The 24,308-nt window shown below is 67.8% G+C and carries 24 protein-coding genes; 8 read left to right on the forward strand and 16 right to left on the reverse strand.

The features are described from left to right. Positions 1–6 precede the first annotated feature (6 nt). The 8 genes from fabF to SB771_RS31345 form a co-directional block, all read right to left on the reverse strand. On the reverse strand, positions 7–1,239 hold the full coding sequence (fabF, locus tag SB771_RS31310; RefSeq protein ID WP_105833447.1) for a beta-ketoacyl-ACP synthase II: 1,233 nt from the start codon (positions 1,237–1,239) through the stop codon (positions 7–9). A 162-nt stretch (positions 1,240–1,401) separates the two neighbouring features. Continuing rightward, on the reverse strand, positions 1,402–1,641 hold the full coding sequence (acpP, locus tag SB771_RS31315; protein ID WP_004197638.1) for an acyl carrier protein: 240 nt from the start codon (positions 1,639–1,641) through the stop codon (positions 1,402–1,404). A 144-nt stretch (positions 1,642–1,785) separates the two neighbouring features. Then, positions 1,786–2,535 carry a 3-oxoacyl-ACP reductase FabG gene (fabG, locus tag SB771_RS31320; protein ID WP_006752487.1) on the reverse strand — a complete coding sequence of 250 codons (750 nt, stop codon included), beginning with the start codon at positions 2,533–2,535 and terminating at the stop codon, positions 1,786–1,788. A gap of 36 nt (positions 2,536–2,571) precedes the next feature. Then, positions 2,572–3,504 carry an ACP S-malonyltransferase gene (fabD, locus tag SB771_RS31325; RefSeq protein WP_105833446.1) on the reverse strand — a complete coding sequence of 311 codons (933 nt, stop codon included), beginning with the start codon at positions 3,502–3,504 and terminating at the stop codon, positions 2,572–2,574. Positions 3,505–3,589: 85 nt separating this feature from the next. Next, on the reverse strand, positions 3,590–4,579 hold the full coding sequence (locus tag SB771_RS31330) for a beta-ketoacyl-ACP synthase III (RefSeq protein ID WP_011656343.1): 990 nt from the start codon (positions 4,577–4,579) through the stop codon (positions 3,590–3,592). Continuing rightward, entirely contained in the window at positions 4,580–5,686 is a 1,107-nt protein-coding gene (gene plsX, locus SB771_RS31335) for a phosphate acyltransferase PlsX (protein ID WP_165751092.1), read from the reverse strand. Between the two features lie 129 nt (positions 5,687–5,815). Then, positions 5,816–5,995, reverse strand: coding sequence for a 50S ribosomal protein L32 (rpmF, locus tag SB771_RS31340; protein ID WP_006051932.1), 180 nt, complete (start codon positions 5,993–5,995; stop codon positions 5,816–5,818). A 98-nt stretch (positions 5,996–6,093) separates the two neighbouring features. Next, a complete protein-coding gene (locus SB771_RS31345) occupies positions 6,094–6,729 on the reverse strand; it encodes a YceD family protein (protein WP_175661076.1) in 636 nt (211 codons plus the stop codon). Positions 6,730–6,985: 256 nt separating this feature from the next. On the opposite strand from SB771_RS31345, the gene SB771_RS31350 reads away from it, so the two are divergent. Both SB771_RS31350 and SB771_RS31355 read left to right on the forward strand, forming a co-directional pair. Then, positions 6,986–7,615, forward strand: a complete 630-nt coding sequence (locus SB771_RS31350) for a Maf-like protein (RefSeq protein WP_006759763.1) — start codon at positions 6,986–6,988, stop codon at positions 7,613–7,615. Then, positions 7,612–8,334 carry an SAM-dependent methyltransferase gene (locus SB771_RS31355; protein WP_011656340.1) on the forward strand — a complete coding sequence of 241 codons (723 nt, stop codon included), beginning with the start codon at positions 7,612–7,614 and terminating at the stop codon, positions 8,332–8,334. Before SB771_RS31350 ends, SB771_RS31355 begins: the two co-directional genes overlap by 4 nt. A 70-nt stretch (positions 8,335–8,404) precedes the next feature. Here SB771_RS31355 and SB771_RS31360 read toward each other — a convergent pair whose 3' ends face one another. Genes SB771_RS31360 through SB771_RS31375 form a run of 4 tightly spaced genes read right to left on the reverse strand, consistent with a single transcriptional unit; the run spans position 8,405 to position 11,486 of the window. After that, positions 8,405–9,397: a S49 family peptidase gene (locus tag SB771_RS31360; protein ID WP_011656339.1), complete on the reverse strand. Its 993-nt coding sequence runs from the start codon at positions 9,395–9,397 to the stop codon at positions 8,405–8,407. 12 nt (positions 9,398–9,409) lie between these two features. Beyond that, positions 9,410–9,820, reverse strand: coding sequence for a Rieske (2Fe-2S) protein (locus SB771_RS31365; protein WP_126227395.1), 411 nt, complete (start codon positions 9,818–9,820; stop codon positions 9,410–9,412). Next, positions 9,817–10,476, reverse strand: a complete 660-nt coding sequence (locus tag SB771_RS31370) for an HAD-IA family hydrolase (RefSeq protein WP_041491125.1) — start codon at positions 10,474–10,476, stop codon at positions 9,817–9,819. The genes SB771_RS31365 and SB771_RS31370 overlap by 4 nt, the downstream gene beginning before the upstream one ends. Before the next feature lie 5 nt (positions 10,477–10,481). After that, complete coding sequence (locus SB771_RS31375; protein WP_105833442.1) at positions 10,482–11,486, reverse strand: RluA family pseudouridine synthase; 1,005 nt, start codon at positions 11,484–11,486, stop codon at positions 10,482–10,484. A 721-nt stretch (positions 11,487–12,207) separates the two neighbouring features. On the opposite strand from SB771_RS31375, the gene SB771_RS31380 reads away from it, so the two are divergent. The 6 genes from SB771_RS31380 (at position 12,208) to SB771_RS31405 (ending at position 19,485) form a co-directional block, all read left to right on the forward strand. Beyond that, complete coding sequence (locus tag SB771_RS31380) at positions 12,208–15,399, forward strand: ribonuclease E/G (RefSeq protein ID WP_175661039.1); 3,192 nt, start codon at positions 12,208–12,210, stop codon at positions 15,397–15,399. Between the two features lie 131 nt (positions 15,400–15,530). Then, positions 15,531–16,643 carry a GTP 3',8-cyclase MoaA gene (gene moaA, locus SB771_RS31385; RefSeq protein ID WP_175661038.1) on the forward strand — a complete coding sequence of 371 codons (1,113 nt, stop codon included), beginning with the start codon at positions 15,531–15,533 and terminating at the stop codon, positions 16,641–16,643. A 28-nt stretch (positions 16,644–16,671) separates the two neighbouring features. Continuing rightward, complete coding sequence (gene mobA, locus SB771_RS31390; RefSeq protein WP_175661037.1) at positions 16,672–17,289, forward strand: molybdenum cofactor guanylyltransferase MobA; 618 nt, start codon at positions 16,672–16,674, stop codon at positions 17,287–17,289. Positions 17,290–17,394: 105 nt separating this feature from the next. Further along, positions 17,395–18,690 carry a gephyrin-like molybdotransferase Glp gene (gene glp, locus SB771_RS31395; RefSeq protein WP_175661036.1) on the forward strand — a complete coding sequence of 432 codons (1,296 nt, stop codon included), beginning with the start codon at positions 17,395–17,397 and terminating at the stop codon, positions 18,688–18,690. Between the two features lie 37 nt (positions 18,691–18,727). After that, entirely contained in the window at positions 18,728–19,003 is a 276-nt protein-coding gene (locus SB771_RS31400; RefSeq protein ID WP_006476519.1) for a hypothetical protein, read from the forward strand. Then, complete coding sequence (locus SB771_RS31405; protein ID WP_175661035.1) at positions 19,000–19,485, forward strand: GNAT family N-acetyltransferase; 486 nt, start codon at positions 19,000–19,002, stop codon at positions 19,483–19,485. The genes SB771_RS31400 and SB771_RS31405 overlap by 4 nt, the downstream gene beginning before the upstream one ends. A gap of 94 nt (positions 19,486–19,579) precedes the next feature. On the opposite strand, the gene SB771_RS31410 is transcribed toward SB771_RS31405, so the two are convergent. From SB771_RS31410 to SB771_RS31425, 4 genes are all read right to left on the reverse strand, one after another. Further along, a complete protein-coding gene (locus SB771_RS31410; protein ID WP_175661034.1) occupies positions 19,580–21,067 on the reverse strand; it encodes a DNA recombination protein RmuC in 1,488 nt (495 codons plus the stop codon). Continuing rightward, the gene (locus tag SB771_RS31415; protein ID WP_175661033.1) at positions 21,064–22,053 is read right to left on the reverse strand and encodes a 2-hydroxyacid dehydrogenase; all 990 of its coding nucleotides are present in this window, start codon (positions 22,051–22,053) and stop codon (positions 21,064–21,066) included. Before SB771_RS31415 ends, SB771_RS31410 begins: the two co-directional genes overlap by 4 nt. An 81-nt stretch (positions 22,054–22,134) precedes the next feature. Then, positions 22,135–23,565 (reverse strand): sodium:proton antiporter, encoded by a 1,431-nt coding sequence (locus tag SB771_RS31420; protein WP_175661032.1) that lies wholly within the window; start codon positions 23,563–23,565, stop codon positions 22,135–22,137. Between the two features lie 52 nt (positions 23,566–23,617). Continuing rightward, the gene (locus SB771_RS31425) at positions 23,618–24,280 is read right to left on the reverse strand and encodes a lactate utilization protein C (protein ID WP_175661031.1); all 663 of its coding nucleotides are present in this window, start codon (positions 24,278–24,280) and stop codon (positions 23,618–23,620) included. Between the last annotated feature and the right edge of the window lie 28 nt (positions 24,281–24,308).

Below are 24,308 nucleotides of genomic sequence, written 5' to 3' on the forward strand. Positions count from 1 at the left end.
TCGACGTCAGACGCGCTTGAACACCAGCGTGCCGTTGGTACCACCGAAGCCGAAGTTGTTCTTCACGGCCACGTCGATCTTCATGTCCCGCGCGGTGTTCGCGCAGTAATCGAGATCGCACTCGGGGTCCTGGTTGAAGATGTTGATGGTCGGCGGCGACACGTTGTTGTGCAGCGCCAGCACCGTGAACACCGACTCCAGACCACCCGCGCCACCCAACAGGTGGCCCGTCATCGACTTCGTCGAGTTCACGACGAGCTTGTACGCGTGCTCGCCGAATGCCGCCTTCACCGCGTCGGACTCGTTCTTGTCACCGAGCTGCGTCGACGTGCCGTGCGCGTTCAGGTACTGGACCTCGTCCGGGTTCACGCCGGCGTCGCGCAGGGCCGCGACCATGCAGCGGCGCGGACCGTCCATGTTCGGCGCGGTCATGTGGTATGCGTCGCCCGTCATGCCGAAGCCCGAGACTTCCGCATAGATCTTCGCGCCGCGCGCCTTCGCCGCCTCGTACTCTTCGAGCACCATCACGCCCGAACCCTCGCCCAGCACGAAGCCGTCGCGGTCCTTGTCCCACGGACGGGACGCGGTAGCCGGATCGTCGTTGCGGGTCGACAGCGCCCGCGCGGCCGCGAAGCCGCCGATGCCCAGCGGCGACACCGTCGATTCGGCGCCGCCCGCGACCATCACGTCGGCGTCGCCGGCCTGGATCAGGCGTGCCGCGAGGCCGATGCTGTGCAGACCGGTCGTGCAGGCCGTCACGGCCGCGAGGTTCGGGCCCTTCAGGCCGAACATGATGCTCAGGTGACCCGAGATCATGTTGATGATCGAACCCGGCACGAAGAACGGCGAAATACGGCGTGCGCCGCGATCGACGTAGGTCTGGTGCGTGTCTTCGATCATCGGCAGGCCGCCGATGCCGGAGCCGACCAGCACGCCGATGCGTTCCGCATTGGCTTCGTTCACCTCGAGGCCGCTGTCCCGGATTGCCTGGACGCCGGCTGCGATGCCGTAATGGATGAACGTATCCATGTTGCGGGCTTCCTTCGCCGGGATGTACTCCTCGGCGCTGAAACCCTTCACCTCGCCCGCGAAATGCACGGCGAGGTTCGACGGATCGAACTTCGTGACGGTGGCGATGCCGGACTTGCCGGCGACGAGATTGGCCCAGCCGTCGGCAACATTATTGCCAACGGGCGAAATCAGCCCCAGGCCTGTAACGACAACACGACGGCGGCTCACGGTAACCTCTTTTCCATTGGATGACAAAAACAAAAGCCACAGTGGCCCCAGGAACCAGCCCTGCGAGCCCTGCGGCTGTTAGTCCGTCCGGCGCGAATGCCGGCAGGATGGCGCGTCAATCGCGAAGATCGCGGCGACGTTGCGGACAAACGCGAAAGGCGCTTATGCCTTGACGTTTGCGCGAGCGTAGTCGATCGCTTGCTGAACCGTCGTGATCTTCTCTGCTTCTTCGTCCGGGATTTCCATGCCGAACTCGTCTTCGAGCGCCATCACCAGTTCGACCGTGTCGAGCGAGTCAGCACCCAGATCGTTCACGAACGATGCTTCGTTCTTGATCTCGGCTTCCGCGACGCCCAGTTGCTCAGCGACGATCTTCTTGACACGTTGTTCGATGTTATCCATTACCCCTCCGAGGGAAAGTTCAGATTTACAAGTGCGCGCATTTTATCAGGTTTGCTGACGCCAAAACGCGCGTTGGCTTGATGGTCGATCCAGCACCGATCCGCCTGAAAAACGGGATACGGCGCGGATGGTAAACGAAAACCGTTACGACATGTACATGCCGCCGTTCACGTGCAGCGTCGTGCCGGTGATGTAACCGGCCTGCGGCGAGGCGAGGAACGCGACGGCATGGGCGATGTCTTCCGGGCTGCCGAGTCGGCCGAGCGGAATCTGGGTCTTGAGCGCGGCCTGCTGTTCTTCCGGCAGCGTCTTCGTCATGTCGGTATCGATGAAGCCCGGCGCGACGCAGTTCACCGTGATGCCACGGCTGCCGATTTCGCGCGCGAGCGCGCGGGTCATGCCCGCGACGCCGGCCTTCGCGGCCGCGTAGTTGGCCTGGCCCGGGTTGCCGGCCGAACCGACCACCGACGTGATGTTGATGATGCGGCCGCCGCGGGCCTTCATCATCGGGCGCAGCACCGCGCGCGACAGGCGGAACACCGACTTCAGGTTGGTGTCGATCACCGCGTCCCAGTCCTCGTCCTTCATGCGCATCGCGAGCTGGTCCTGCGTGATCCCGGCGTTGTTCACGAGCACGTGGAGCGCGCCGAATTCCTTCACGGTCGCGTCGATCAGCGCTTCGGCGGCCGCCGCGTCGTTGACGTTCAGCACCGCGCCTCGGCCCGTCACGCCCGCTTCCGCGAACCCGGCGGTAATCGCGGCGGCGCCCGATTCGCTCGTCGCGGTGCCGATCACCGTCGCGCCCAGGCGCGCGAGTTCGAGCGCGATCGCCCGGCCGATGCCGCGCGATGCGCCGGTCACGATCGCGACCTGTTTATCGAGAGTCTTTTCCATGAATCGAATATCCGTCTCTTGAGGAAAGGCGCCGCGTCAGGCGGTCGCCAGCTTCAGTGCTTCGTCGAGCGAAGCCGGATCGAACACCGAGGCGCCGACCAGGTTGCCGTCGATGCGCTTCGTCAGGCCCGCGAGCACCTTGCCCGGACCGCATTCGATCACGTGCGTGACGCCCGTGCCCGCGATGTGCTGCACGCATTCGACCCAGCGCACGGGGCCCGCGGCCTGGCGCACCAGCGCGTCCTTGATCGCGGCCGGATCGCTGACCACCGCGACGTCGATGTTGTTGACGACCGGAATCTGCGGCGCCTTCACGTCGACGTTCGCGAGATAGTCGCGCAACTGGTCCGACGCCGGCTTGAGCAGCGACGAATGGAACGGCGCCGACACCGGCAGCGGCAGCGCGCGCTTCGCGCCCTTCGCCTTCGCGATTTCGCACGCCTTCTCGACGGCCGCCTTCGCGCCCGCGATCACGACCTGCGCCGGCGCGTTGAAGTTCACGGCTTCGACGACGCCCGCTGCCGCGGCTTCGGCGCACACCGCGCGCACCGTATCGTCATCGAGGCCCAGGATCGCGGCCATGCCGCCCTGGCCGACCGGCACGGCCGTCTGCATCGCCTGCGCACGGAAGCGCACGAGCGGCACCGCGTCCTTGAACGCGATCGCGCCCGCCGCGACGAGCGCCGTGTATTCGCCGAGGCTGTGGCCCGCGACGATCGACGGCGCCGGGCCGCCGGCCTGCTGCCACGCGCGATAGCACGCGTAGGCAGCCGTCAGCATCACGGGCTGCGTATTGGTGGTCAGATTCAGCTCTTCGGCCGGACCTTCGGCGATCAGCTTGCCGAGATCCTGATTGAGTGCATCGGATGCTTCCTGGAGCGTCTCGCGCACGACGGCCAGATCGGCGAATGCGTTGAGCATGCCGACCGACTGCGAGCCCTGCCCCGGAAAAACGAATGCAAATTTCATATCGTCCCCAATTGAATCGATTCGAACGGCGCGCGCGAACGGCGCGCCGGTTTGGGAGCCGCGCGCGGCAGTCGCGCGCCGCGGATCAGAAGCGGAAGACCGACGCGCCCCAGGTGAAGCCGCCGCCGACGCCCTCGATCAGCACGTGCTGGCCGCGCTTGATACGACCGTCGCGCACCGCGGTGTCGAGCGCCAGCGGGATCGATGCAGCCGACGTGTTGCCGTGCTGGTCGACCGTCACGACCATGCGCTCCTGCGGCAGGCCGAGCTTGCGGCAGGTGCTGGTCATGATGCGGATGTTGGCCTGGTGAGGAATCAGCCAGTCGACCTGCTCGGGTGCGAGATTCGCCTTGGCGAGTGCCTCGATCGCGACCTTTTCGAGCACGTTGACCGCGAGCTTGAACACGGCCTGCCCGTCCATGTACAGGAACGCGCTGCCGTCGATCACGCCGCGATTGACGTTACCCGGCGTGCAGAGGATGTGCGAATAGCTGCCGTCCGCGTGCAGCGCGCTGCCGAGCACGCCCGGCTCTTCCGATGCGGACAGGATCACCGCGCCCGCGCCGTCGCCGAACAGCACGCAGGTGGTGCGATCCTTGAAATCGAGAATGCGCGAGAACGTCTCCGCGCCGATCACGAGCGCCGTACGGTGCTGGCCGCTGCGGATGAAGCTGTCGGCCGTCGCCATCGCATAGGCGAAGCCGGAGCACACGGCCTGCACGTCGAATGCCGCGCCGCCGTTCCTGATGCCAAGCTTGTTCTGCAGCAGGCACGCCGTACTGGGGAACACGAAATCCGGGGTCGAAGTCGCGACAATGATCAGATCGATCGATTGCGGATCGATGTCGGCCGCCTCGATCGCACGACGCGCCGCTTCGAGCGCGAGATCGCTCGTCGTGACGTCCGGTGCGGCGAAATGGCGCGCATGGATGCCCGTGCGCGCAACGATCCACTCATCGCTCGTCTCGATGCCTTCCTTCGCGAGACGGTCGGCGAGCTGCTGGTTCGTGACGCGGTCGGGCGGCAGGTAGCTGCCCGTGCCGAGCACGCGGGAATAGAGAGTCGATTGGGCCATTTATGCTTTAGAGGATTGCGCAGCGGAAGGTTCAGCGTGATGGCCTGGGGCCGGGCTCGTCGGGCCCGCGCCGCCCGCGTCGTGTCCGCCGTCGCCGAGCGACACCGAATTATCCGCCATCGCGCGCGCGAGGCGCTCCAGCACGCCGTTTTTGACGGCATCATAACCCCGTTTGATCGCCCACTCAAACGCGTAGGCATCGGCCGAACCATGGCTTTTGATCACGAGGCCCTTCAGTCCCAGCAGCGCCGCGCCGTTGTACTGGCGATGGTCGACGCGCTTCTTGAAGCGCATCAGCACCGGCAGCGCAAGCAGCGCCATCAGCTTCGACATCAGCGAACGGCCGAACTCCTCGCGGATGATATCGGACAGCATCTGCGCGAGCCCCTCGGACGTCTTGAGCGCGACGTTGCCGACGAAGCCGTCGCAGACGATCACGTCGACCGTACCCTTGTAGATGTCGTTGCCTTCGACGTTGCCGCGGAAATTCAGCGTGCTGGCGCGCAGCAGTTCACCCGCGCGCTTGATCGTCTCGTTGCCCTTGATGACCTCTTCGCCGATGTTCAGCAGGCCGATCGTCGGACGCTCCTTGCCTTCGAGCGCGGCGACGAGCGCGTGCCCCATCTCCGCGAACTGCAGCAGATGCTGCGGCTCGCAGTCGACGTTCGCGCCGAGGTCCAGCATCATCGTGTAGCCGGTCGGGTTCGGCAGGGCGAACGCGATCGCGGGCCGCTCGATGCCGGGCAGCGTCTTGAGCACATAACGGGATACGGCCATCAGCGCGCCGGTGTTGCCGGCGGAGATACAGGCCTGGGCCGCGCCTTCCTTGACCTGGTTGAGCGCGACACGCATCGAAGAATCCTTCTTCTTGCGCAGCGCGACTTCGACAGGGTCGTCCATCGCCACGACTTCGGTGGCGGGCACGATGGTCAGCGCGGGATCGTCGAGGGCTTTCAGCTTTTTCAGCTGAGCGCGGATCGCGCTTTCGATGCCGACGAGCATCAGGTGCGCATCAGGATGCGCGCGGACGAACTTGACTGCCGCGGGAACGGTCACGGACGGGCCGTGGTCGCCTCCCATGCAATCGATTGTGAGCTTTACGGTCATGGAATGCGACGAATTTCAGGCACAAAAAAGCGGCAGTTGAATGCCGCCTTTTTGTTGAGCCAGGAAAGTGTCAAGCGAACCAGTTGTCACGCGAACGGCGAGCGTAGCGCGCAACGCGTGACTTGACGCTTAGTCGTTCTTCGTCTTGACGACTTTCTTGCCGCGATAGTAGCCGTTCGGGCTGACGTGGTGACGCAGGTGCACTTCACCCGTGCTCGGCTCGACTGCCAGCGGCGCTGCCGTCAGGAAATCGTGCGAACGATGCATGCCGCGCTTCGACGGCGACTTCTTGTTTTGCTGGACTGCCATGACTAACTCCTAATTGATTTTCCGGATTCTAACACAGCCCGATCCGGCGCTTAACTACCCTGGCCCAAAGCCTTTACGCCTTCCCGCGCCACAACTGCTTAGTGTTTCTTGCTGCCGTCCCCGTCCTTCTTCAACGCTTGCAGCGCTGCGAACGGATTCGGCCGTTTGCCTTCGTCCTCGTCTTCGGCGGACTCGTCGTCCGCCTCTTCCGAAGGACCGCTCACACCCGACACGAGGCTTTCGTGAACTGCCGGGCAAACCTCGTGCTTGGGCACGAGCGGCAACGAAAGCAGCAATTCCTCTTCGATCAAGTCGACGAGATCGAACTGGCGTGTGCCCACGATCACATCGGCTTCATCGTCGTCGAGCGGAAATTCTTCAGCTTCTTCTTCGGTCGCAACGACCCGGTACGTCATGTCGACGTCGAACGTCTGGTCGTACGGGGTCATGCAGCGCTGGCACGTGAGCCACGCATGGCCGTGCACCGCGAGTCGCAGATACGGCTGCTGCCCATCGGCGCCGTCGTCCTGCAACTCCTTCTGGGTGAATCCTTCGGCCTGCCACGTGAAGACCGTGTCGCGATCTGGCGCGTCCACCGGCACTTCGTTTAACATGCGCGGCAGCTGCGACAGACGCACCGCACCCGCTGCCTGCCGCCCGCTGCGGGCGAATTCGAACAGGTCGACTGCGTGCGGATCAAGCGATGCCGCCGGCTTGCCAGAAGAAGTGTTCATGTTGCGCTCCTGCCTACAGGCTGACTTGCGGGATCCGGCTTGCCGGCGCCGCTTATCTGGCGCCGCCCACGGACGTGATCTACGCCACGTACGATTACGTAACTTTACTTCCGAAGACCCGGCAGGCGCCACCACAGCGAAAGCCTGCCGACGAAAAGCGGGAAAGCATACCTGTTTTACCTTTTGCGGTCAATCACTTATGCTTGCGCCCTCGCAACGCCCCGCCACACCTGACGATTCACCGACCCAATCGACCATGCCGCATACCGTTTGCCGCCCGCCGCGGCTGATTCTCGCCTCCAGTTCCCGCTACCGCCGCACGCTTCTCGAGCGCCTCGGCCTGCCGTTCGACGTCGTATCGCCCGACCTCGACGAAACCCCGCTCGCGGGTGAAACGCCGGCCGCGACCGCGCTGCGTCTCGCCGGCGCGAAGGCGCGCGCGGTCGCCGCGACCATCGACGCGCCGGACGGCGTGCTCGTGATCGGGTCGGACCAGGTCGCGACGTTCGACGGCCTCCAGATCGGCAAGCCCGGCACGCATGAGCGCGCGCTTGCGCAGCTGCTGTCGATGCAGGGCCGCGACGTCGAGTTCCACAGTGCGCTCAGCCTGTACGACAGCCGCACGGGCGAAACGCAGAGCGAGGACGTCGTCACGCACGTGCGCTTCCGTTCGCTGCCCGAAGCCGAACTCGATGCGTACCTGCGCGCGGAAACGCCGTACGACGTCGCCGGCAGCGCGAAGTCCGAGGGGCTCGGCATCGCGCTGCTCGACGCGATCGACTCCGACGACCCGACGGCGCTCGTCGGCCTGCCGCTGATCGCGCTCACGCGGATGCTGCGCACCGCGGGCTATCCGCTGTTCACTACTCACGGAGACCGCGCATGACGGCCGGCACGCTTTATCTCGTCCCGAACACGCTCGGCGAAGGCGACGAATCGATGCTCGCCGCCGTGCTGCCCGCGGCCGTGCAGGCGCGCGCCGGCACGCTCGGCTATTACATCGGCGAAAACGCGAAAACGACCCGCGCGTTCCTGAAGAAGATCGGCACGACGCGGCCGATCCAGGAAATCGCGATCCGCGAACTGAACGTCAACACGCCGGCCGGCGAGATCGACAAGCTGCTCGCACCGGTGCTCGCGGGCACGGACGCCGGGCTCGTGTCCGAGGCCGGCTGCCCCGCCGTGGCCGACCCCGGCGCGCTGCTGGTGCGCCGTGCGCATGAACGCGGCGTGAAGGTCGTGCCGCTCGTCGGGCCGAGTTCGATCCTGCTCGCGCTGATGGCGTCGGGCCTGAACGGCCAGAGTTTTGCGTTCAACGGCTACCTGCCGGTCGATGCGGCCGCGCGCGCGAAACGCCTGCGCGAGCTCGAGCAACTGTCGCGCAAGGGCCGCCAGACGCAGATCTTCATCGAGACGCCGTACCGGAACCAAGCGATGCTCGATACGCTCGTCGCGACCTGCGCGCCGTCGACGCAGATCTGCGTCGCGGCCGACCTGACCCTCGAAACCGAGACGATCGCCAGCCGTTCGGTGGCGGACTGGAAAAAAGCGCCGGCGCCGAATCTGCACAAGCGCCCCGCCATCTTCCTGCTGCTCGCGAACTGACGCGCCGGCGCCCGCAGCCGCATTGCGGCACGGGGCGCCCGGCTTCGTTCGCCGCGGCGCGGGCCCGCGCTCAGCGCAGGCTGAACGACGTGCCGCCGGCGGCGAGCGCCTTCATCGCGGCACCGCCGACCGCCGCGCCGAATTTGCGCGCGACGCGGTTCGTCAGGCTTTCCTTCACCGTGTAGTCGACGAGATCCGGCGCCTTCAGCACGTCGCGCGCGACCGTGTCGGTCGTGCCGTAGCCGTCGGCGAGGCCAAGCTCGACGCTCTTCTCGCCCGTCCAGAACAGACCCGAGAACATGTCGGGCGTTTCGTGCAGCCGCTTGCCGCGACCGTCCTTCACGGCCTTGATGAACTGCGCATGGACCTGGTCGAGCAGTGCCTGCGCATGCGCGTCCATCTTCGGCGTCTCGGGCGAGAACGGGTCGTAGAAGCCCTTGTTTTCGCCCGACGTGTGCAGACGGCGATCGACGCCGAGCTTGCCCATCAGGCCCGTGAAGCCGAACCCGTCCATCAGCACGCCGATCGAGCCGACGATGCTCGCCTTGTCGACGAAGATCTTGTCGGCGGCGGACGCAATGTAATAACCGCCCGATGCGCACATGTCGGTCACGACGACGTACAGCGGCTTGTTGGGATATTTCGTGCGCAGCCGGCGGATCTCGTCGTAGACCATCCCGGCCTGCACCGGGCTGCCGCCCGGGCTGTTGATCCGCAGCACGACGCCGGCCGCGCCGTCGTCGTCGAACGCGGCGTCGAGCGCCGTATTGATGTCTTCGCCGTTCGCGTTGGTGCCTGCCGCGATCTCGCCGTCGATCGTCACGAGCGCCGTGTGGCGCCCGGTCGACGCGAACTTCGCGTCGTTCGAGAAATCGATCAGCGCGAACGCGAGCAGCAGGAACACGCCGAGGAACGCGAAGCGGAAGAAGATCTTCCAGCGCCGCGCCGCGCGCTGTTCCTTGACGGCCGCGAGCGCGATCCGCTCGAGCGCCGCGCGCTCCCAGTTCGGCTCGCGGCTGTCGGGACGGGACGAGGAATCAGGGATATTCGGTTGGTCGGCCATGCAGTGGTGTCGTCAGTCGGTCGTGGCTGGAGGAGTCGAAGCGGCGGGACGCAGGTCGGCATCGGGCACCCAGAATACCGCACGGCCATCGGGCATGTCGCGCTCGTCGACCTCCACCGGCCGCAGGCGGCCGCCGCGGCACGGGCCGCCGACGCACTTGCCGGTGTCCGGCGCGTAGATCGCACCGTGCGTCGCGCACATCAGGTAAAGGCCCGACGACTCGAAGAACTGCCCTTCGGCCCAGTCGAGCTCCATCGGCACGTGTGCGCAGCGGTTCAGGTAGCCGTACGCACGGCCGTCGTAGCGTACGAAGAACACGACCGCCTGCTCGCCGCGCAGCGTCGCGTCGACGCGCACGCCGGCGCCGCCGTCGGTCAAGGCGTCCGATGCGCACACGCGCACGGCTTCCGGCGCCGCGCTCATGCGTGCTCCCGCAGCCACGCCGCCAGCGCGACGACGTCCGGCGCGACGAAGCGCGGCGTCAGCGCGGCCAGCGCCTCGGCCGTATGCGCGCCGTAGGACACGCCGACGCCGGCTGCGCCCGCGCTCGCCGCCATCTGCAGGTCGTGCGTGGTGTCGCCGATCATCACGGTACGCGCCAGATCCTGCCCCAATTCGCGGGACAGTTCGTGCAGCATCGCCGGGTGCGGCTTCGAGAACGTTTCGTCCGCGCAGCGCGTCGCATCGAACAGGCTCGTCAGCTTCGACTGGTCCAGCACGCGATTCAGCCCGACCCGGCCCTTGCCGGTCGCGACCGCCAGGAGGTAACCCGTATCGCGCAATTCCGCGAGCAGTTCGCGCACGCCGGCGAACAACTCGATGCGCTGATCGTCCAGCAGGTAGTGAAAGCGGTAACGCTCGGCCAGCCGCGGATAGTCGGACGGATCGAGGGTCGGAGCAGTAATGCGCAGCGCATCGCGCAGCCCGAGGCCGATCACATAGCGGGACGCCTCGTCCGACGGCGTGGGCAGGCCGAGATCGCGGCACGCGGCCTGGATGCTGTGCGCGATGTGCGCAGTCGAATCCATCAGCGTGCCGTCCCAGTCGAAGACGATCAGGTCAAATTGCTGTCGGGCCATGCGAGTCATGCGTTATCGCGCAAAGCGCTGAGTTGATCGAGGAAGCGGCGGCATTCGTCCGGCAGCGGCGCGTCGAACTGCAGCGGCTCGCCGGTCAGCGGGTGCGCGAGCTTCAGCCGGTGCGCATGCAGGAACATCCGTTTCAGCGACGGCTGCGCGTTCGCGCGCGCCAGCGCCTTGTTCAGTGCGAAATCGCCGTACTTGGCGTCGCCGGCGATCGGCAGGCCGAGATGCGCGAGGTGCACCCGGATCTGATGGGTCCGGCCCGTTTTGAGTTCCGCTTCGACCAGCGCGTAATCCGGCCAGCGCTCGAGCAGGTTGAACACCGTGTGCGACGGCAGGCCGTCGTCCTGCACGCGCACGCGCCGCTCCCCTTCCGCGGTCGAATACTTGAACAGCGGCGCCTTCACCGCGCGGCGGCGGCCCCAGTCGGCCTGCCACTCCCCGTGTCCGCATGCGAAGTAACGCTTGTCCATCCGGTTTTCGCGGATCTGCTCGTGCAGGCCGACGAGCGCCGTGCGCTTCTTCGCGAGCATCAGGATCCCGGACGTCTCGCGGTCGAGCCGGTGCACGAGCTCGAGGAATTTCGCGCGCGGACGCGCCTGGCGCATCTGCTCGATCACGCCGAACGCGACGCCGCTGCCGCCGTGCACCGCGACGCCGGCCGGCTTGTTGATGACGAGCATCGCATCGTCTTCGTACAGCACCTCGAACTGCGCGGGCGGCACGATCGGCGTGTCGGCGCGCGCGAGATCGGCCGCCGCCACCCGCACCGGCGGCACGCGGACGATGTCGCCGAACGCGAGACGATACTGGGCATCGACCCGACCCTTATTCACGCGCACTTCGCCGCTGCGCAGGATCCGGTAAATATGGCTTTTGGGCACGCCTTTACAGACGCGCAACAGGAAGTTGTCGATCCGCTGACCGGCCGAGTTTTCGTCGATCTCGAGCATCGATACCTGGCCGCTTGCGACTGAATTCTGGGATATTTTGCCTAACTCATTCATACTGAATATAATTTTGCCCAGCCTGACGTTGAGGGTGGCCTGACAGGCCGGCCCCGGCTGAATCGGGCAAGGCGCAAGCGCAAACCGCTATTTTACTTGCGCCGGGGGTCCGCTGCTCGCCCCTAATCAAAGAGATGCAGCAAGTTGCACGCACGGCGCCGCCCGTCGGCAAGGATCGCGCCCACAGGCGGATTCGGTCGGCAAGGCGCCGCGGTAACGGAAAGTTGGTTGAAAAGAATTTGATCGGTAGCCCGACGGCGCGAAGTGCGTCCGCAGGCTGCCGGTTGCGAAAATTACGGCGTTGCGCCTGATTTGGCCCCGCGAAGGTGCGGGGCTTGGCGACGTCAAACCAGGGAAGTACACCCCAAGCGGGAAAGTCGGGTTGGATTCGATACTCCCCGCTGCGGCCCAAGCCGCAGCATCTGCCGCCCGTCGGCGCGCGCGACGTATTGTGCGCGCCCGTGGCGATGCCCGGACTCAGGCTTAGCGCGCTTGTGCAGCGTGCGGTGTGTGAACGCCGTGCTTTGAAACCGTATTCGCAGGTGCCCAACGGCCGCCGGCCCCGTCTTTCGGGCCCAAGCGCCTCTTCAGGCAATTCTCCCCGCCATCCTTCCCGCTCCAGCGTGCTTGTGACAACACAACAAGGTGCGGCCTGCCGTCGTTCCCGCCTTCGCGACTGACAACCGCGAGGCGCCGGCAGCGGAGCCGCCTGGAGTCGTTCATGAAACGCATGCTGTTCAATGCGACGCAGCAGGAGGAGCTGCGCGTCGCCATCGTCGATGGGCAAAAGCTCATCGACATCGACATCGAGACAGCCGGGCGCGAACAGCGCAAAGGCAATATCTACAAAGGTGTCATCACCCGTATCGAGCCGTCGCTCGAAGCGTGCTTCGTCAACTACGGCGAAGACCGCCATGGCTTCCTGCCGTTCAAGGAAGTGGCCCGCCAGTACTTCAAGGACGGCATCGACATGCGCTCCGCGCGCATCCAGGATGCGCTGCGCGAAGGCCAGGAACTGATCGTTCAGGTCGAGAAGGAAGAGCGCGGCAACAAGGGCGCCGCCCTCACGACCTTCATCTCGCTCGCCGGCCGCTACCTCGTGCTGATGCCGAACAATCCGCGCGGCGGCGGCGTGTCGCGCCGGATCGAGGGCGACGAGCGCCAGGAACTGCGCGAAACGATGGCGCAGCTGCAGATTCCGGACGGCATGAGCATGATCGCCCGCACCGCGGGCATCGGCCGCAGCGCCGAGGAACTGCAGTGGGACCTGAACTATCTGCTGCAGCTGTGGCGCGCGATCGAAGCGGCGTCGCAAAGCGGCAATGCCGGCCAGCCGATGCTGATCTATCTGGAATCGAGCCTCGTGATCCGCGCGATCCGGGACTATTTCCAGCCCGATATCGGCGAAATCCTGATCGACACGACCGAGATCCACGATCAGGCCCGTGCGTTCATGGACATCGTGATGCCGGACAACGTGTCGAAGGTGAAGCGCTACCACGACGACGTGCCGCTCTTCTCCCGCTTCCAGATCGAGCACCAGATCGAGACGGCCTACTCGCGCACGGTACCGCTGCCGTCCGGCGGCGCGATCGTGATCGACCACACCGAGGCCCTCGTCGCGATCGACGTGAACTCGGCGCGTGCGACCAAGGGCGCGGACATCGAGGAAACGGCGACCCGCACGAACCTCGAGGCGGCGGACGAAGTGGCCCGCCAGCTGCGCCTGCGCGACCTCGGCGGCCTGATCGTGATCGACTTCATCGACATGGAGTCGGCCAAGAGCCAGCGCGAAGTCGAGCAACGCCTGAAGGACGCGCTCAAGCACGACCGTGCGCGCGTGCAGATGGGCAAGATCTCCCGCTTCGGCCTGATGGAACTGTCGCGCCAGCGCCTGCGTCCGGCGCTGTCGGAAGGCAGCCACGTGACGTGCCCGCGCTGTAACGGCACCGGCCACATCCGCGATACCGAATCGTCCGCGCTGCAGGTCCTGCGGATCATTCAGGAAGAAGCGATGAAGGAAAACACCGCGGCGATCCACTGCCAGGTGCCGGTCGAGGTGACCGCCTTCCTGCTCAACGAGAAGCGTCAGGAAATCAACAAGATCGAGTCGCGCTTCAAGGTCGGCATCGTGCTGATCCCGAACAAGCACCTCGATACGCCGCACTACAAGCTCGAGCGCCTGCGTCACGACGACGCGCGCCTCGACGATCCGCGCGCGTCCTGGAAGATGGCCGAGGAAGCCGCCCGCGAACTGGAGTCGGAAACCGGCTACAGCAAGCGCACGGCCGACGTGAAGCCGAAGCAGGAAGCGGCGGTCAAGGGCATCACGCCCGAGCGCCCGGCGCCGAGCGCGGCACCGCAGCGCCCGGCCGAGCCGGTTGCGGCGGCGCCCGCCCCGGTCGCCGTGGCAAGCAACGGCGGCTTCATCGGCTGGCTGAAGGGTCTGTTCGGCATGTCGCCGGCTCCGGCGCCCGCGCCGGTTGCACCGGCACCGGCGAAGGAACAGGCTGCCCGCCCGGCCCGCGAGCGGACCGAGAAGACCGAGCAGCGCGGCGGCGATCGCAACCGCAACCGCCGTGGCGGCGCCCAGCAGGCTCAGGGTGGCCGCGACCAGGCAGCGACGGGCCGTGGCCAGTCTCAACGCCAGGAACGCGAAGGCAAGGAAATTCGCGAGCCGCGTGAACCGCGTGAACCGCGCGAGGGTCGTGAACCGCGTGAAAGCCGCGAGCCGCGCGAAAGCCGTGAGGGTCGCGAAGGTCGTGAGGGCCGTGGCCCGCGCGAAGGCCGTGAACCGCGCGAGCCGCGTGAAAGCCGTGAGAACCGCGAACCGCGCGAGCGCGTCGAGCAGCCGGAAGCCGTCGAGGCCGGCGGCCGCGGCGAGCGCCAGGAACGCGGCGAACGTCGCGAGCGCGGTGAACGCCGCAAGCCGGTGCAGCACGCGGCGACGCTCGAGACCGTCAACCGTGGCGAGAACCATCCGGAAGCGGAAGGCGACCAGGCCGTCGCAGCGCTGCCGGGCGCAGATGTCGGTGCCGACGCGGAAGCTGGCGCACGTGACGGCGAGGAACGTCGCCGTCGCCGCCGCGGCCGCCGTGGTGGTCGTCGCGAGCGCGAGGACGAAGGCTCGGTGGTCGAGCATGCCGAGCAAGGCGCGGACGGCGAAGGCCCCGTGCACGCCGTGACGACGGAAGCCCCGAACGCGGTCGAGCCGGCCCGTACGGCCGCACCGGTCGCCGTGGCGTCCGTGGCAGCCGTTTCGGCAGCAGGCGCCGCAGTTGCGGAAGCCGAAGTCGAGGAGCGTGCCGAAGCGGTCGCACCGGCCGCGGTCGAGTCGCAAACGGCACCGGTTCGTGTCGAAGCGACGCCGGTCGCACCGCTCGAGCCCGCACCGGTCGTACCGGCAGCCGAACCGGCACCGGTGGCGCCGGCCGCTGAATCGGAAGCCGGCCCGGCTCCGGTCGCGGTTTCGCCGACCGATGCGTTCGAAGTGCCGGCCGCACCGGCTGCCGTCGAAGCGCCGCAGTCCGCGCCCGTCGAGCAAGCCGCACCGGCACCGGTCGTCGCAGCTGAAGTCGCTCCGGCACCCGTTGCTCCGGCACCGGTCGCGCCCGCACCGGTCGCTCCGGTTCACGTCGAACCGGCTCGCGTCGAAGCCGCACCGGCCGAAACCGTTGCCGCACCGGCTCCGGCTCCGGCGCCCGCCCAGCCGGCCGCCGCGCCTGCTTCGGCGAGCCTCGATGCCGTGCTGGAGCAAGCCGGTCTCGTGTGGGTGAACACGGACGCCGACAAGTTCCGCGCTGCCCAGGAAGCCGCGTCGCGCCTGCCGCGTCCGGCCCGCGTGCCGCGCGAGCGCAAGGCGCAGCCGCCGGTCGACCCGACCCCGATGCAGCAGGTCGAAACGCACCGCTAAGCGGCGCATCGCCCGACCAGAAAAAGCCCGCCTCCGGCGGGCTTTTTCATTTCCGCGCTGCGGGTTTCCGCCCCCCGGCCCGGCCGGCCGCTTGCGGCTAAAATAGAGGCCTGACTCGCACTTCTTTCAACATGTCCCGACGCATCATTCCCCTCGCCGACGTCAGCGGGATGCCGGATATCTCCGGCGTCGCGCATACCCCCGACGGCGCGCTGGCCGACAGGTTCGCCAGGCCGCTGCGCGACTTGCGCATCTCGGTGACGGACCGCTGCAACTTCCGCTGCGTGTACTGCATGCCGCGAGACGTGTTCGACAAGGACTACCCGTTCCTGCCCCACAGCGCGCTGCTCACGCACGAAGAGATCGAGCGGGTGGCGCGGCTGTTCGTCGCCCACGGCGTCGAAAAGATCCGGATCACGGGCGGCGAGCCGCTGCTGCGCAAGAACCTCGAATTCCTGATCGAGCGTCTCGCGCGCCTGACGACTCACGACGGCCGCCCGCTCGACCTGACGCTGACCACCAACGGCTCGCTGCTCGCGCGCAAGGCGCGCGCGCTGAAGGACGCCGGCCTCACGCGCGTGACGGTCAGCCTCGACGCGCTCGACGACACGCTGTTCAAGCGCATGAACGACGCCGACTTCGCGAGCGCCGACGTGCTCGACGGCATCTTCGCCGCGCAGGCCGTGGGGCTCGCGCCCGTCAAGGTCAACATGGTCGTGAAGCGCGGCACCAACGATAGCGAGATCCTGCCGATGGCCGAGCGCTTCCGCGGCACCGGCGTGATCCTGCGCTTCATCGAATACATGGACGTCGGCACGTCGAACGGCTGGAACATGACCGAGGTGCTGCCGTCCGCGGACGTCGTCGCGCGGATCGCCGAGCGGTTCCCGCTCGTGCCGCTCGACGCGCACACGGCGGCGGAAACGGCGCAGCGCTGGGGCTATGCGGACGGCGGCGGCGAGATCGGCGTGATCTCGAGCGTCACGCAGGCATTCTGCGGCGACTGTACGCGCGCCCGGTTGTCGACCGAAGGCAAGCTGTACCTGTGCCTGTTCGCGTCGACGGGCCATGACCTGCGCGCGCTAGTGCGCGGCGGCGCCAGCGACGCCGAGATCGCGACCGCGATCGCCCGGATCTGGCAGGCCCGCACCGACCGCTATTCGCAGCTGCGCGGCAGCGCGGCCGCCGACGCCGCGCCCGACGGCGCCGGCAAGCGCGTCGAAATGTCGTACATCGGCGGCTGACGCGCGCCGCCCCAGCCGACTTCCCGCGATGTCCGCTTCCACCTCGCCCTCCATCGCCGGCCTGCTGCTCGCAGGCGGCCGTGCCACGCGCATGGACGGCGCAGACAAGGGCCTGCAGCTGCTCGACGGCATGCCGCTCGCGCTGCACGTGCTGCGCCGGTTCTCGCCGCAGGTCGACGAGACGCTGATCAGCGCGAATCGCAACGCCGATCGCTACGCCGAGCTCGGTGCGCCTTTCGACGCGCGCATCGTGGCGGACGAAACGGCCGATTTCCCCGGCCCGCTCGCGGGGCTGCTCGCCGGCATGCGGGCGGCGCGCGCCCCGCTCGTCGCGTGCGCGCCGTGCGATACGCCCTATTTGCCGGCCGACCTGGTCGCGCGGCTGCATGCGGCGCTCGACGCGCAGCAGGCCGACATCGCGATGGCCGTGACCGTCGACGCGCAGCACGCGCGTTCGCCGCAGCCGACCTTCGCGCTGCTGCGCACGTCGCTTGCCGACGATCTCGCCGCCGCGCTCGCGGCCGGCGAGCGGAAGGTGCGTGCGTGGTACGCACGCCACAAGACGGTCGAAGTCGAGTTTCGCGACGAGCGTGCGTTTTACAATGCCAATTCCTGGCATGAACTCGCCGCGCTTGCCCGCCGCTGACGGCACCGGCATCCGTTCCCGCCCGCCGCATGCGCCTTCGCGCTCAGGCGCCCTCCGCGCGCCACCGGCCACGAACCCGATACGCCTTGCGGCGCAGTCCGACTGATGATCACGCAATCCTCGCCCGCCTCCCGAACCGCACCCGATTCCGCCGCCCCGCTGTCGCTCGCCGACGCGCAGGCGCTCGCGTGCCGGTTCGCGGTGCCGGTCGACGCGTGCGACACGGTGTCGCTGCATGACGCACTCGACCGCGTGCTCGCGATCGACGTGAACGCGCCGTTCGACATTCCCGCGTACGACAACTCGGCGATGGACGGCTATGCGTTCGACGGCGGCGCAGGCGCGCCGGCAGCGGCCGCCGAAATCGCGCTGACGGTCGCCGGCACGGCGTTCGCCGGCCATCCGTTCGACGGCTCCGTGACGGCCGGCGCATGCATTCGCATCATGACCGGCGCGCCGATGCCGGCCGGGTGCGACACGGTCATTCCGCAGGAACGCGTGCGCGTCGACGGCGATGTGATCCGCTTCGCCGCACATGACGTCGCACGCGGCGCAAATTGCCGCCGGGCCGGCGAGGATCTCGCGCGCGGCGCCTGCGCGCTCGCCGCCGGCCGCATCCTGCGCCCGTCCGATCTCGGCCTGCTCGCGTCGTTCGGGTTGCGCGAAGTCACGGTGCGCCGCCGCGTGCGCGTCGCCGTGTTCTCGACCGGCGACGAACTGCGCGAACCCGGCGAGCCGCTCGGCCCCGGCTCGCTGTACGACAGCAACCGCGCGATGCTGGTCGCGATGCTGGAAAGGCTGCACATCGACGCGCTCGATCTCGGCATCGTCCGCGACGATCCGGCCGCGCTCGAACGCGCGCTGCGCGATGCCGCCGACGCACGGGCCGATGCAGTGATCACGTCGGGCGGCGTATCGGCCGGCGAAGCCGATTTCACGCGCGACGTGATGGCGCGGCTCGGCGACGTGACCTTCGCCAGCCTCGCATTGCGACCCGGCCGGCCGCTCGCGTGCGGCACGCTTTCGCGCGCGGGCGACGGCGCCGGCCCCGTGCTGTTCTTCGGGCTGCCCGGCAACCCGGTCGCGTCCGCCGTGACGTTCTACGCGATCGTGCGCCCCGCGCTGCTGACGCTGGCCGGCGCGCACACGCCGCCGCCGGCGACGTACACGGCGCTCAGCACCGTGGCATTGAAAAAGCGTCCGGGCCGCACCGAATACCTGCGCGCCATCGCGACGCGTGCCGCCGACGGCCAGTGGCACGTCGCGCCGGCCGGTTCGCAGAGTTCCGCATCGTTGAGCGGTCTCGCGACCGCCAACTGTTTCATCGTCCTGGGCCACGATTGCGCGACAGTCGACGCGGGCGCCCCGGTCGACATCCTGCCGCTCGACGGCCTGATCTGAATTCCAATCGATATATCTCTACGGGGGCAATCCGCACATGAAGAAACAAATCTCGTCGATCGCCGCGGGACAGACCGCAAAGGCGCTGATCCTCGTCTACCTGACGTTCAGCGTGCCGATCGTGCTGCTCGGCATCCTGGTCGCGTACATCCGCTACGGGATGGTGGAGCTGAGCACGATCCTGAGCGCGCTGCTGCTGAACGCGATCCTCGGTTTCGTCCTGCTGTGGATCGCCTGCCACGCCTACAACTGGGTCGCCTCGCGCTTCGGCGGCATCGAGATCGTGCTGTCCGATCCGCCGGAGGAAGCGTGAGCGGCACGCCGCTGATCCGCGCGGCCGAAGCGCGCGACGTCGGCGCGATCCTCGCGCTGATGCGCGAGCTGGCCGAGTTCGAGAAACTCACGCACCTGTTCGTCGCGAGCGATGCCGATCTGGCCGACGCACTGTTCGGCGCGCACCCGGCCGCCGAAGCGCTGGTAGCCGAGCGCGACGGCGCGATCGTCGCGTATGCACTGTTCTTCCACAACTATTCGACGTTTCTCGGCCGTCGCGGGCTGTATCTCGAGGATCTGTACGTGCAGCCGTCGCAGCGCGGCACGGGTCTCGGCACCGCGATGCTGCAGCACCTCGCGGCACTCGCCGTCGAACGCCGCTGCGCGCGCTTCGAATGGTCGGTGCTCGACTGGAACCAGCCGGCGATCGATTTCTACGAGAAGATGGGCGCGACCGTGCTGCCGGAGTGGCGCATCGTGCGCGTAACCGGCGACGCATTGGACGCGCTCGCCGCACGCTGAACGCGGGCCGGCCATGCCGGTCGCCGCTGAAAAAAAACGGGCGCCGCGGCGCCCGTTTTTCGTTTCAGCCGGTTACGACCGCACACGTCGTGCGTCATGCCTCGTCCGCATCGGCGCCGTCTGCGCCGTCAGCCACTTCCGCGCCCAGCAGCCCCGCCGCCGTATCGCCCGGCAGCGCCTCGACCTGCTTCAGCTTGCGGTTCATCACGCGCGTGCGCTGCTCGGCCGCCTCGATCGAGCGCGTGACCGTTTCGAGCTGCGCCTTCGTGCGCGCCAGCACGTCGCCGAACTTGCCGAACTCGGTCTTCACCGCGCCGAGCACCTGCCACACTTCGCTCGAGCGCTGCTCGATCGCGAGCGTGCGAAAGCCCATCTGCAAGCTGTTCAGCAACGCGGTCAGCGTGGTCGGCCCGGCCACCGTCACGCGATAGTCGCGCTGCAGCATGTCGGTCAGCCCCGGGCGGCGCAGGATCTCCGCAAAGAGCCCCTCGGTCGGCAGGAACAGCAGCGCGAAATCGGTCGTATGCGGCGGTGCGACGTACTTCTCTGCGATCGTCCTCGCCTCCATCCGCACGCGCGCCTCGAGCGCACGGGCCGCTTCCTCGACCGCCACCGAATCGGCACGTTCCTGCGCATCGATCAGCCGCTCGTAGTCCTCGCGCGGAAACTTCGCGTCGATCGGCAGCCACACCGGCGGCGCGTCGCCCGTCCCGGCGGTGCGGCCCGGCAGCCGGATCGCGAACTCGACGCGTTCGCTGCTCCTCGGCACCGTCGCGACGTTCTTCGCGTACTGGTCGGGCGTGAGCATCTGCTCGAGCAATGCCTCGAGCTGCACCTCGCCCCAGGTACCGCGCGTCTTCACGTTGGTCAGCACCTTCTTCAGATCGCCGACGCCGGCCGCGAGCGTCTGCATCTCGCCGAGCCCGCGGTGCACCTGCTCGAGCCGGTCCGACACGAGCTTGAACGATTCGCCGAGCCGGTGTTCGAGCGTCGCATGCAGCTTCTCGTCGACGGTGCGGCGCATCTCCTCGAGCTTCGCCGCGTTGTTCGTCTCGATTTCCTTCAGCCGCTGCTCGAGCGTCGCGCGCACTTCGCCGATCCGGCGATCGTTGGCCTCGGTCAGTTGCGTGAGCTGCCGGTTCAGCGTGTCGCCGAACAGCCGCAGCGCGACCGTCTGCTCTTCGCGCGCCTGCTGCGCCTGACGCTGCACGCTCTCGCGCATCGCGTCGAACTGCTGCGCGTTGCCGGCGACGAGCTTGCCGAGCTGTTGCGCGAAACCGTCGATCTGGTTGTTCTGCACGGTCGCGATGCTCGTCAGTTGGGTCGCGAGCGTCTGCTGAAGCTGCGAGAAACTGCCGGCCAGCTCGGTGCGCGAGCCGCGCGCGTTCTCGACGATCTCGCCGCGCAGCTCGCGTTCGAGCCGTTCGACCGCGAGCGCCTGCGCGTGCGCGGCGTCCTCGATCTGGTCGCCGAGCACAGCCGCATCGTCGTGGCGGCCGCCGCCGCGCACGAGCGCGACGATCGCCACCGCGAGCGCGACGGCCAGCACGACGACCGCCGCCAGCAACAACATCGTCGTCATGCGCGCGGCTTCCCGATCACGTCGGGGTTGATCGGATTCGGCGGCTGCCCCGCGCGCGGCCCGACGCCCAGTGCGGCGATCAGGTTGTCGGCCGCGAGGTTGGCCATCGCGCGGCGCGTCTTCTCGGTCGCGCTCGCGATGTGCGGCGTCAGCACGACGTTCGGCACTTCGAGCAGCGCCGGATGGACGTTCGGCTCGCCTTCATACACGTCGAGGCCGGCCGCGGCGATCGTCCCGTCGCGCAGCGCGGCAGCCAGCGCCGCGTCGTCGACGATGCCGCCGCGCGCGATGTTGGTCAGCGTCGCGGTCGGCTTCATCTTCGCGAGCTCGGCCGCGCCGATCGTGTGATGGTTCTCCTTCGTGTACGGAAGCACGAGCACGACGTGATCGGCGCGCGCGAGCAGCGCGTCCTTCGCCACGTATTCGGCGTTCAGCTCGGTCTCGATCTCGGGGGCGACCCTCGACCGGTTGTGATAGATCACCTGCATCCCGAAGCCGCGCGCGCGGCGTGCGAGTGCCTGGCCGATGCGCCCCATGCCGATGACGCCGAGCGTCGAGCCGTAAATGTCGCTGCCGAGGAAACCGTCGTACGTCCACTTCCGCCAGTGCCCGGCGCGCAGCCAGTGCTCGGATTCGGCGATCCGGCGCGCGGCCGCCATCATCAGCGCCCAGCCGAAATCCGCGGTGGACTCGTTCAGCACGTCGGGCGTGTTGGTGCCGAGCACGTTCGCCGCGTTGAACGCGGCCATGTCGAAGTTGTTGTAGCCGACCGCCATGTTCGACACGACGCGCAGGCGCGGCGCCGCCGCCAGCGTGGCCGCGCCGATCGGGTCGCCCGCCGTCAGCGCGCCATCCTTGTCGGCGAGACGCGCGGCAAGCGCATCGGGCGCAAGCGCGTCACCGTTGTTCCAGTCGACTTCGAAATACTGCTCGAGCCGTTCGATCACGTCCGGAAAGATCGGACGTGCGACCAGGATCTTCTGCATCGCCATCTCCGCATGCCGCGGCCGGAACGCGGCGCATCGTGCGCCGCCGGAACCGTCCGCGCTTGGTTGAAAATCGTCAGCCTACGCCGGGAAGAAGAGCCACGACGTCAGCAGGAACACCGGTACCAATATCACGAGCGCCCAGCCGAGATACGCGAAGAAGCTCGGCATCCTCACGCCGCGCGACTCCGCGATCGCCTTCACCATGAAGTTCGGCGCATTGCCGATGTAGCTGTTCGCGCCCATGAACACCGCCCCCGCGGAAATCGCGGCGAGCGTCGTCGCGCCCGTCGTCATCAGCGCTTGCGCGTCGCCGCCCGCGAGGTTGAAGAACACGAGATAGGTCGGCGCGTTGTCGAGGAACGACGACAGCAGGCCGGTCGCCCAGAAGTACATCGCGTCGATCGGCTTGCCGTCGGGGCCCGTGACGAGATGGACGATCTGCGCGAACGCGCCCTGCGCGCCCGCGCGCAGGATCACGATCACCGGTGCGATCGTCACGAAGATCCCGGCGAACAGCTTCGCGACCTCCTCGATCGGCGCCCAGTTGAATGCGTTGCCTTCGCGCGCCGAGCGCGGCGTCAGCGCGAGCGACGCGAGCGCCACGACGACGAGCGCGACGTCGCGCACGAGATTCTGCAGCGCGACGTGCGTGCCCCACACGTCGAACGTGATGCCCGGCTTCCAGATGCCGCTCATCAGCACGAGGCCGATCACGGCCGCGAGCAGCACGAAGTTGACCTTGCCGTCGATCGACAGCGCGCCGCCGTCGGGCGTCGGGTCGAGCGCGGCCGGCCGCTCCTCGCCGCCCTTCCGGTAGAAGTACGTATCCAGCACGAAGAACAGCGTCAGCAGCACCGCACAGATGAACAGCATCGGCAGCGCGAGATGCGTGGTCGTCCAGAAGAAGCTCACGCCGTTCAGGAAGCCGAGGAACAGCGGCGGATCGCCGAGCGGCGACAGCGAGCCGCCCGCGTTCGCGACGAGAAAGATGAAGAAGATCACGACGTGCACGACATGCTTGCGGTTATCGTTCGCGCGCAGCAGCGGGCGGATCAGCAGCATCGCGGCACCGGTCGTGCCCATCACGCTCGCGAGCAGCGTGCCGAGCGCGAGGATCGCGGTGTTCAGTTTCGGCGTGCCGTGCAGGTTGCCGTTGACGCAAATACCGCCGGCGACCGTATAGAGCGCGGTCAGCAGCACGATGAACGGGATGTATTCCTCGAGCAGCGCGTGCACGAGCGTACCGAACGCCGTGCCCGCGCCGAATGCGACCGCGAACGGCGCCAGGAACGCGATCGCCCACGCCGCGGCGATCTTGCCGAAATGGTGATGCCAGAACACCGGGGCGACGAGCGGGAACACCGCGATGGACAGCAGGATCCCGGCGAACGGGATACCCCAGAGTGCGGACAGCGTGGCACCGTCGAGCGTAGCGGCCGATGCGAGCGCGGGAACGGCGCCAAGCGCGGCTCCCGACGCCATGCCCGCCCAGGCGGCATGTCGTTTCATGCAGAACTTCCTTGTGCGAGTGAGTCGAGTGAGGATGAAGCCGGCGCGCGCGTCATGCGCCGCGCACGACGATCGCGTGAACGCGGTACGGGCCGTGTGCGCCCAGCACGATGGTCTGCTCGATATCGCCCGTGCGCGACGGGCCCGATACGAAATTGACCGCGCGCGGCAATTCGCCGCGCTCCGCGCGAATCAGCGCGAATGCGTCTTCATGGCCCGCGACGATCCGCGACGCCGGCACGATCGCGATGTGCGTCTCCGGCAGCAGCCCGGCCGATGCATAGGTGTCGGGGCCGGACAGCAGCACCAGCGAACCCGTTTCTGCGGTGGCGCAAAAGCAGCCGGTCAGGCCGACGAGATCGCCGTCGCGGGGCTTGCGGCATTCGACCGACAGGCCCGCGCCGGCCCAGTCGAGCTCGGCGAGCGTGCGCCATGCGACGGCCTGCATCGGCAGGCCGTGAGCGGAAAGATAGCGGGCGGCGGCGGCGGGCGCATCGGCCAGCGTCGCGACTTCGTCGACGGTCGTCGACAGGCGCGCCGCTTCATCGACGAATGCGGCGACGAGGTCGGCCGGCATCGGCGGGCGCGGCCCCTCGGGATGGCGAGCGAGATACTCGGCGACGCCGTCGCGCTCCGCTGCATCGGGTTCGGGCGCGCGTCCTTGCGCCGCGCGAATGCGTGCGAGGATCTGGCGACGGGCAGCGGAAGTGTCCATGAACGGTCCTCGTGACGTGAGCGTGCGA

Origin of the sequence: Burkholderia sp. SIMBA_051 (assembly GCF_046534915.1) — a bacterium.
Lineage (GTDB): Bacteria > Pseudomonadota > Gammaproteobacteria > Burkholderiales > Burkholderiaceae > Burkholderia > Burkholderia ambifaria.

What these genes read in the sequence shown, in the direction of transcription:
- SB771_RS31375 (WP_105833442.1), bottom strand. Translation starts at nt 11,486, where the DNA reads ATGAATGAGTTAGGCAAAATATCCCAGAATTCAGTCGCAAGCGGCCAG.
- fabG (WP_006752487.1), bottom strand. Translation starts at nt 2,535, where the DNA reads ATGGAAAAGACTCTCGATAAACAGGTCGCGATCGTGACCGGCGCATCG.
- fabD (WP_105833446.1), bottom strand. Translation starts at nt 3,504, where the DNA reads ATGAAATTTGCATTCGTTTTTCCGGGGCAGGGCTCGCAGTCGGTCGGC.
- SB771_RS31345 (WP_175661076.1), bottom strand. Translation starts at nt 6,729, where the DNA reads ATGAACACTTCTTCTGGCAAGCCGGCGGCATCGCTTGATCCGCACGCA.
- SB771_RS31330 (WP_011656343.1), bottom strand. Translation starts at nt 4,579, where the DNA reads ATGGCCCAATCGACTCTCTATTCCCGCGTGCTCGGCACGGGCAGCTAC.
- moaA (WP_175661038.1), top strand. Translation starts at nt 15,531, where the DNA reads ATGTCCCGACGCATCATTCCCCTCGCCGACGTCAGCGGGATGCCGGAT.
- mobA (WP_175661037.1), top strand. Translation starts at nt 16,672, where the DNA reads ATGTCCGCTTCCACCTCGCCCTCCATCGCCGGCCTGCTGCTCGCAGGC.
- acpP (WP_004197638.1), bottom strand. Translation starts at nt 1,641, where the DNA reads ATGGATAACATCGAACAACGTGTCAAGAAGATCGTCGCTGAGCAACTG.
- plsX (WP_165751092.1), bottom strand. Translation starts at nt 5,686, where the DNA reads ATGACCGTAAAGCTCACAATCGATTGCATGGGAGGCGACCACGGCCCG.
- SB771_RS31370 (WP_041491125.1), bottom strand. Translation starts at nt 10,476, where the DNA reads ATGGCCCGACAGCAATTTGACCTGATCGTCTTCGACTGGGACGGCACG.
- SB771_RS31415 (WP_175661033.1), bottom strand. Translation starts at nt 22,053, where the DNA reads ATGCAGAAGATCCTGGTCGCACGTCCGATCTTTCCGGACGTGATCGAA.
- SB771_RS31355 (WP_011656340.1), top strand. Translation starts at nt 7,612, where the DNA reads ATGACGGCCGGCACGCTTTATCTCGTCCCGAACACGCTCGGCGAAGGC.
- SB771_RS31365 (WP_126227395.1), bottom strand. Translation starts at nt 9,820, where the DNA reads ATGAGCGCGGCGCCGGAAGCCGTGCGCGTGTGCGCATCGGACGCCTTG.
- rpmF (WP_006051932.1), bottom strand. Translation starts at nt 5,995, where the DNA reads ATGGCAGTCCAGCAAAACAAGAAGTCGCCGTCGAAGCGCGGCATGCAT.
- SB771_RS31380 (WP_175661039.1), top strand. Translation starts at nt 12,208, where the DNA reads ATGAAACGCATGCTGTTCAATGCGACGCAGCAGGAGGAGCTGCGCGTC.
- glp (WP_175661036.1), top strand. Translation starts at nt 17,395, where the DNA reads ATGATCACGCAATCCTCGCCCGCCTCCCGAACCGCACCCGATTCCGCC.
- SB771_RS31400 (WP_006476519.1), top strand. Translation starts at nt 18,728, where the DNA reads ATGAAGAAACAAATCTCGTCGATCGCCGCGGGACAGACCGCAAAGGCG.
- SB771_RS31360 (WP_011656339.1), bottom strand. Translation starts at nt 9,397, where the DNA reads ATGGCCGACCAACCGAATATCCCTGATTCCTCGTCCCGTCCCGACAGC.
- SB771_RS31420 (WP_175661032.1), bottom strand. Translation starts at nt 23,565, where the DNA reads ATGAAACGACATGCCGCCTGGGCGGGCATGGCGTCGGGAGCCGCGCTT.
- SB771_RS31350 (WP_006759763.1), top strand. Translation starts at nt 6,986, where the DNA reads ATGCCGCATACCGTTTGCCGCCCGCCGCGGCTGATTCTCGCCTCCAGT.
- SB771_RS31425 (WP_175661031.1), bottom strand. Translation starts at nt 24,280, where the DNA reads ATGGACACTTCCGCTGCCCGTCGCCAGATCCTCGCACGCATTCGCGCG.
- SB771_RS31410 (WP_175661034.1), bottom strand. Translation starts at nt 21,067, where the DNA reads ATGACGACGATGTTGTTGCTGGCGGCGGTCGTCGTGCTGGCCGTCGCG.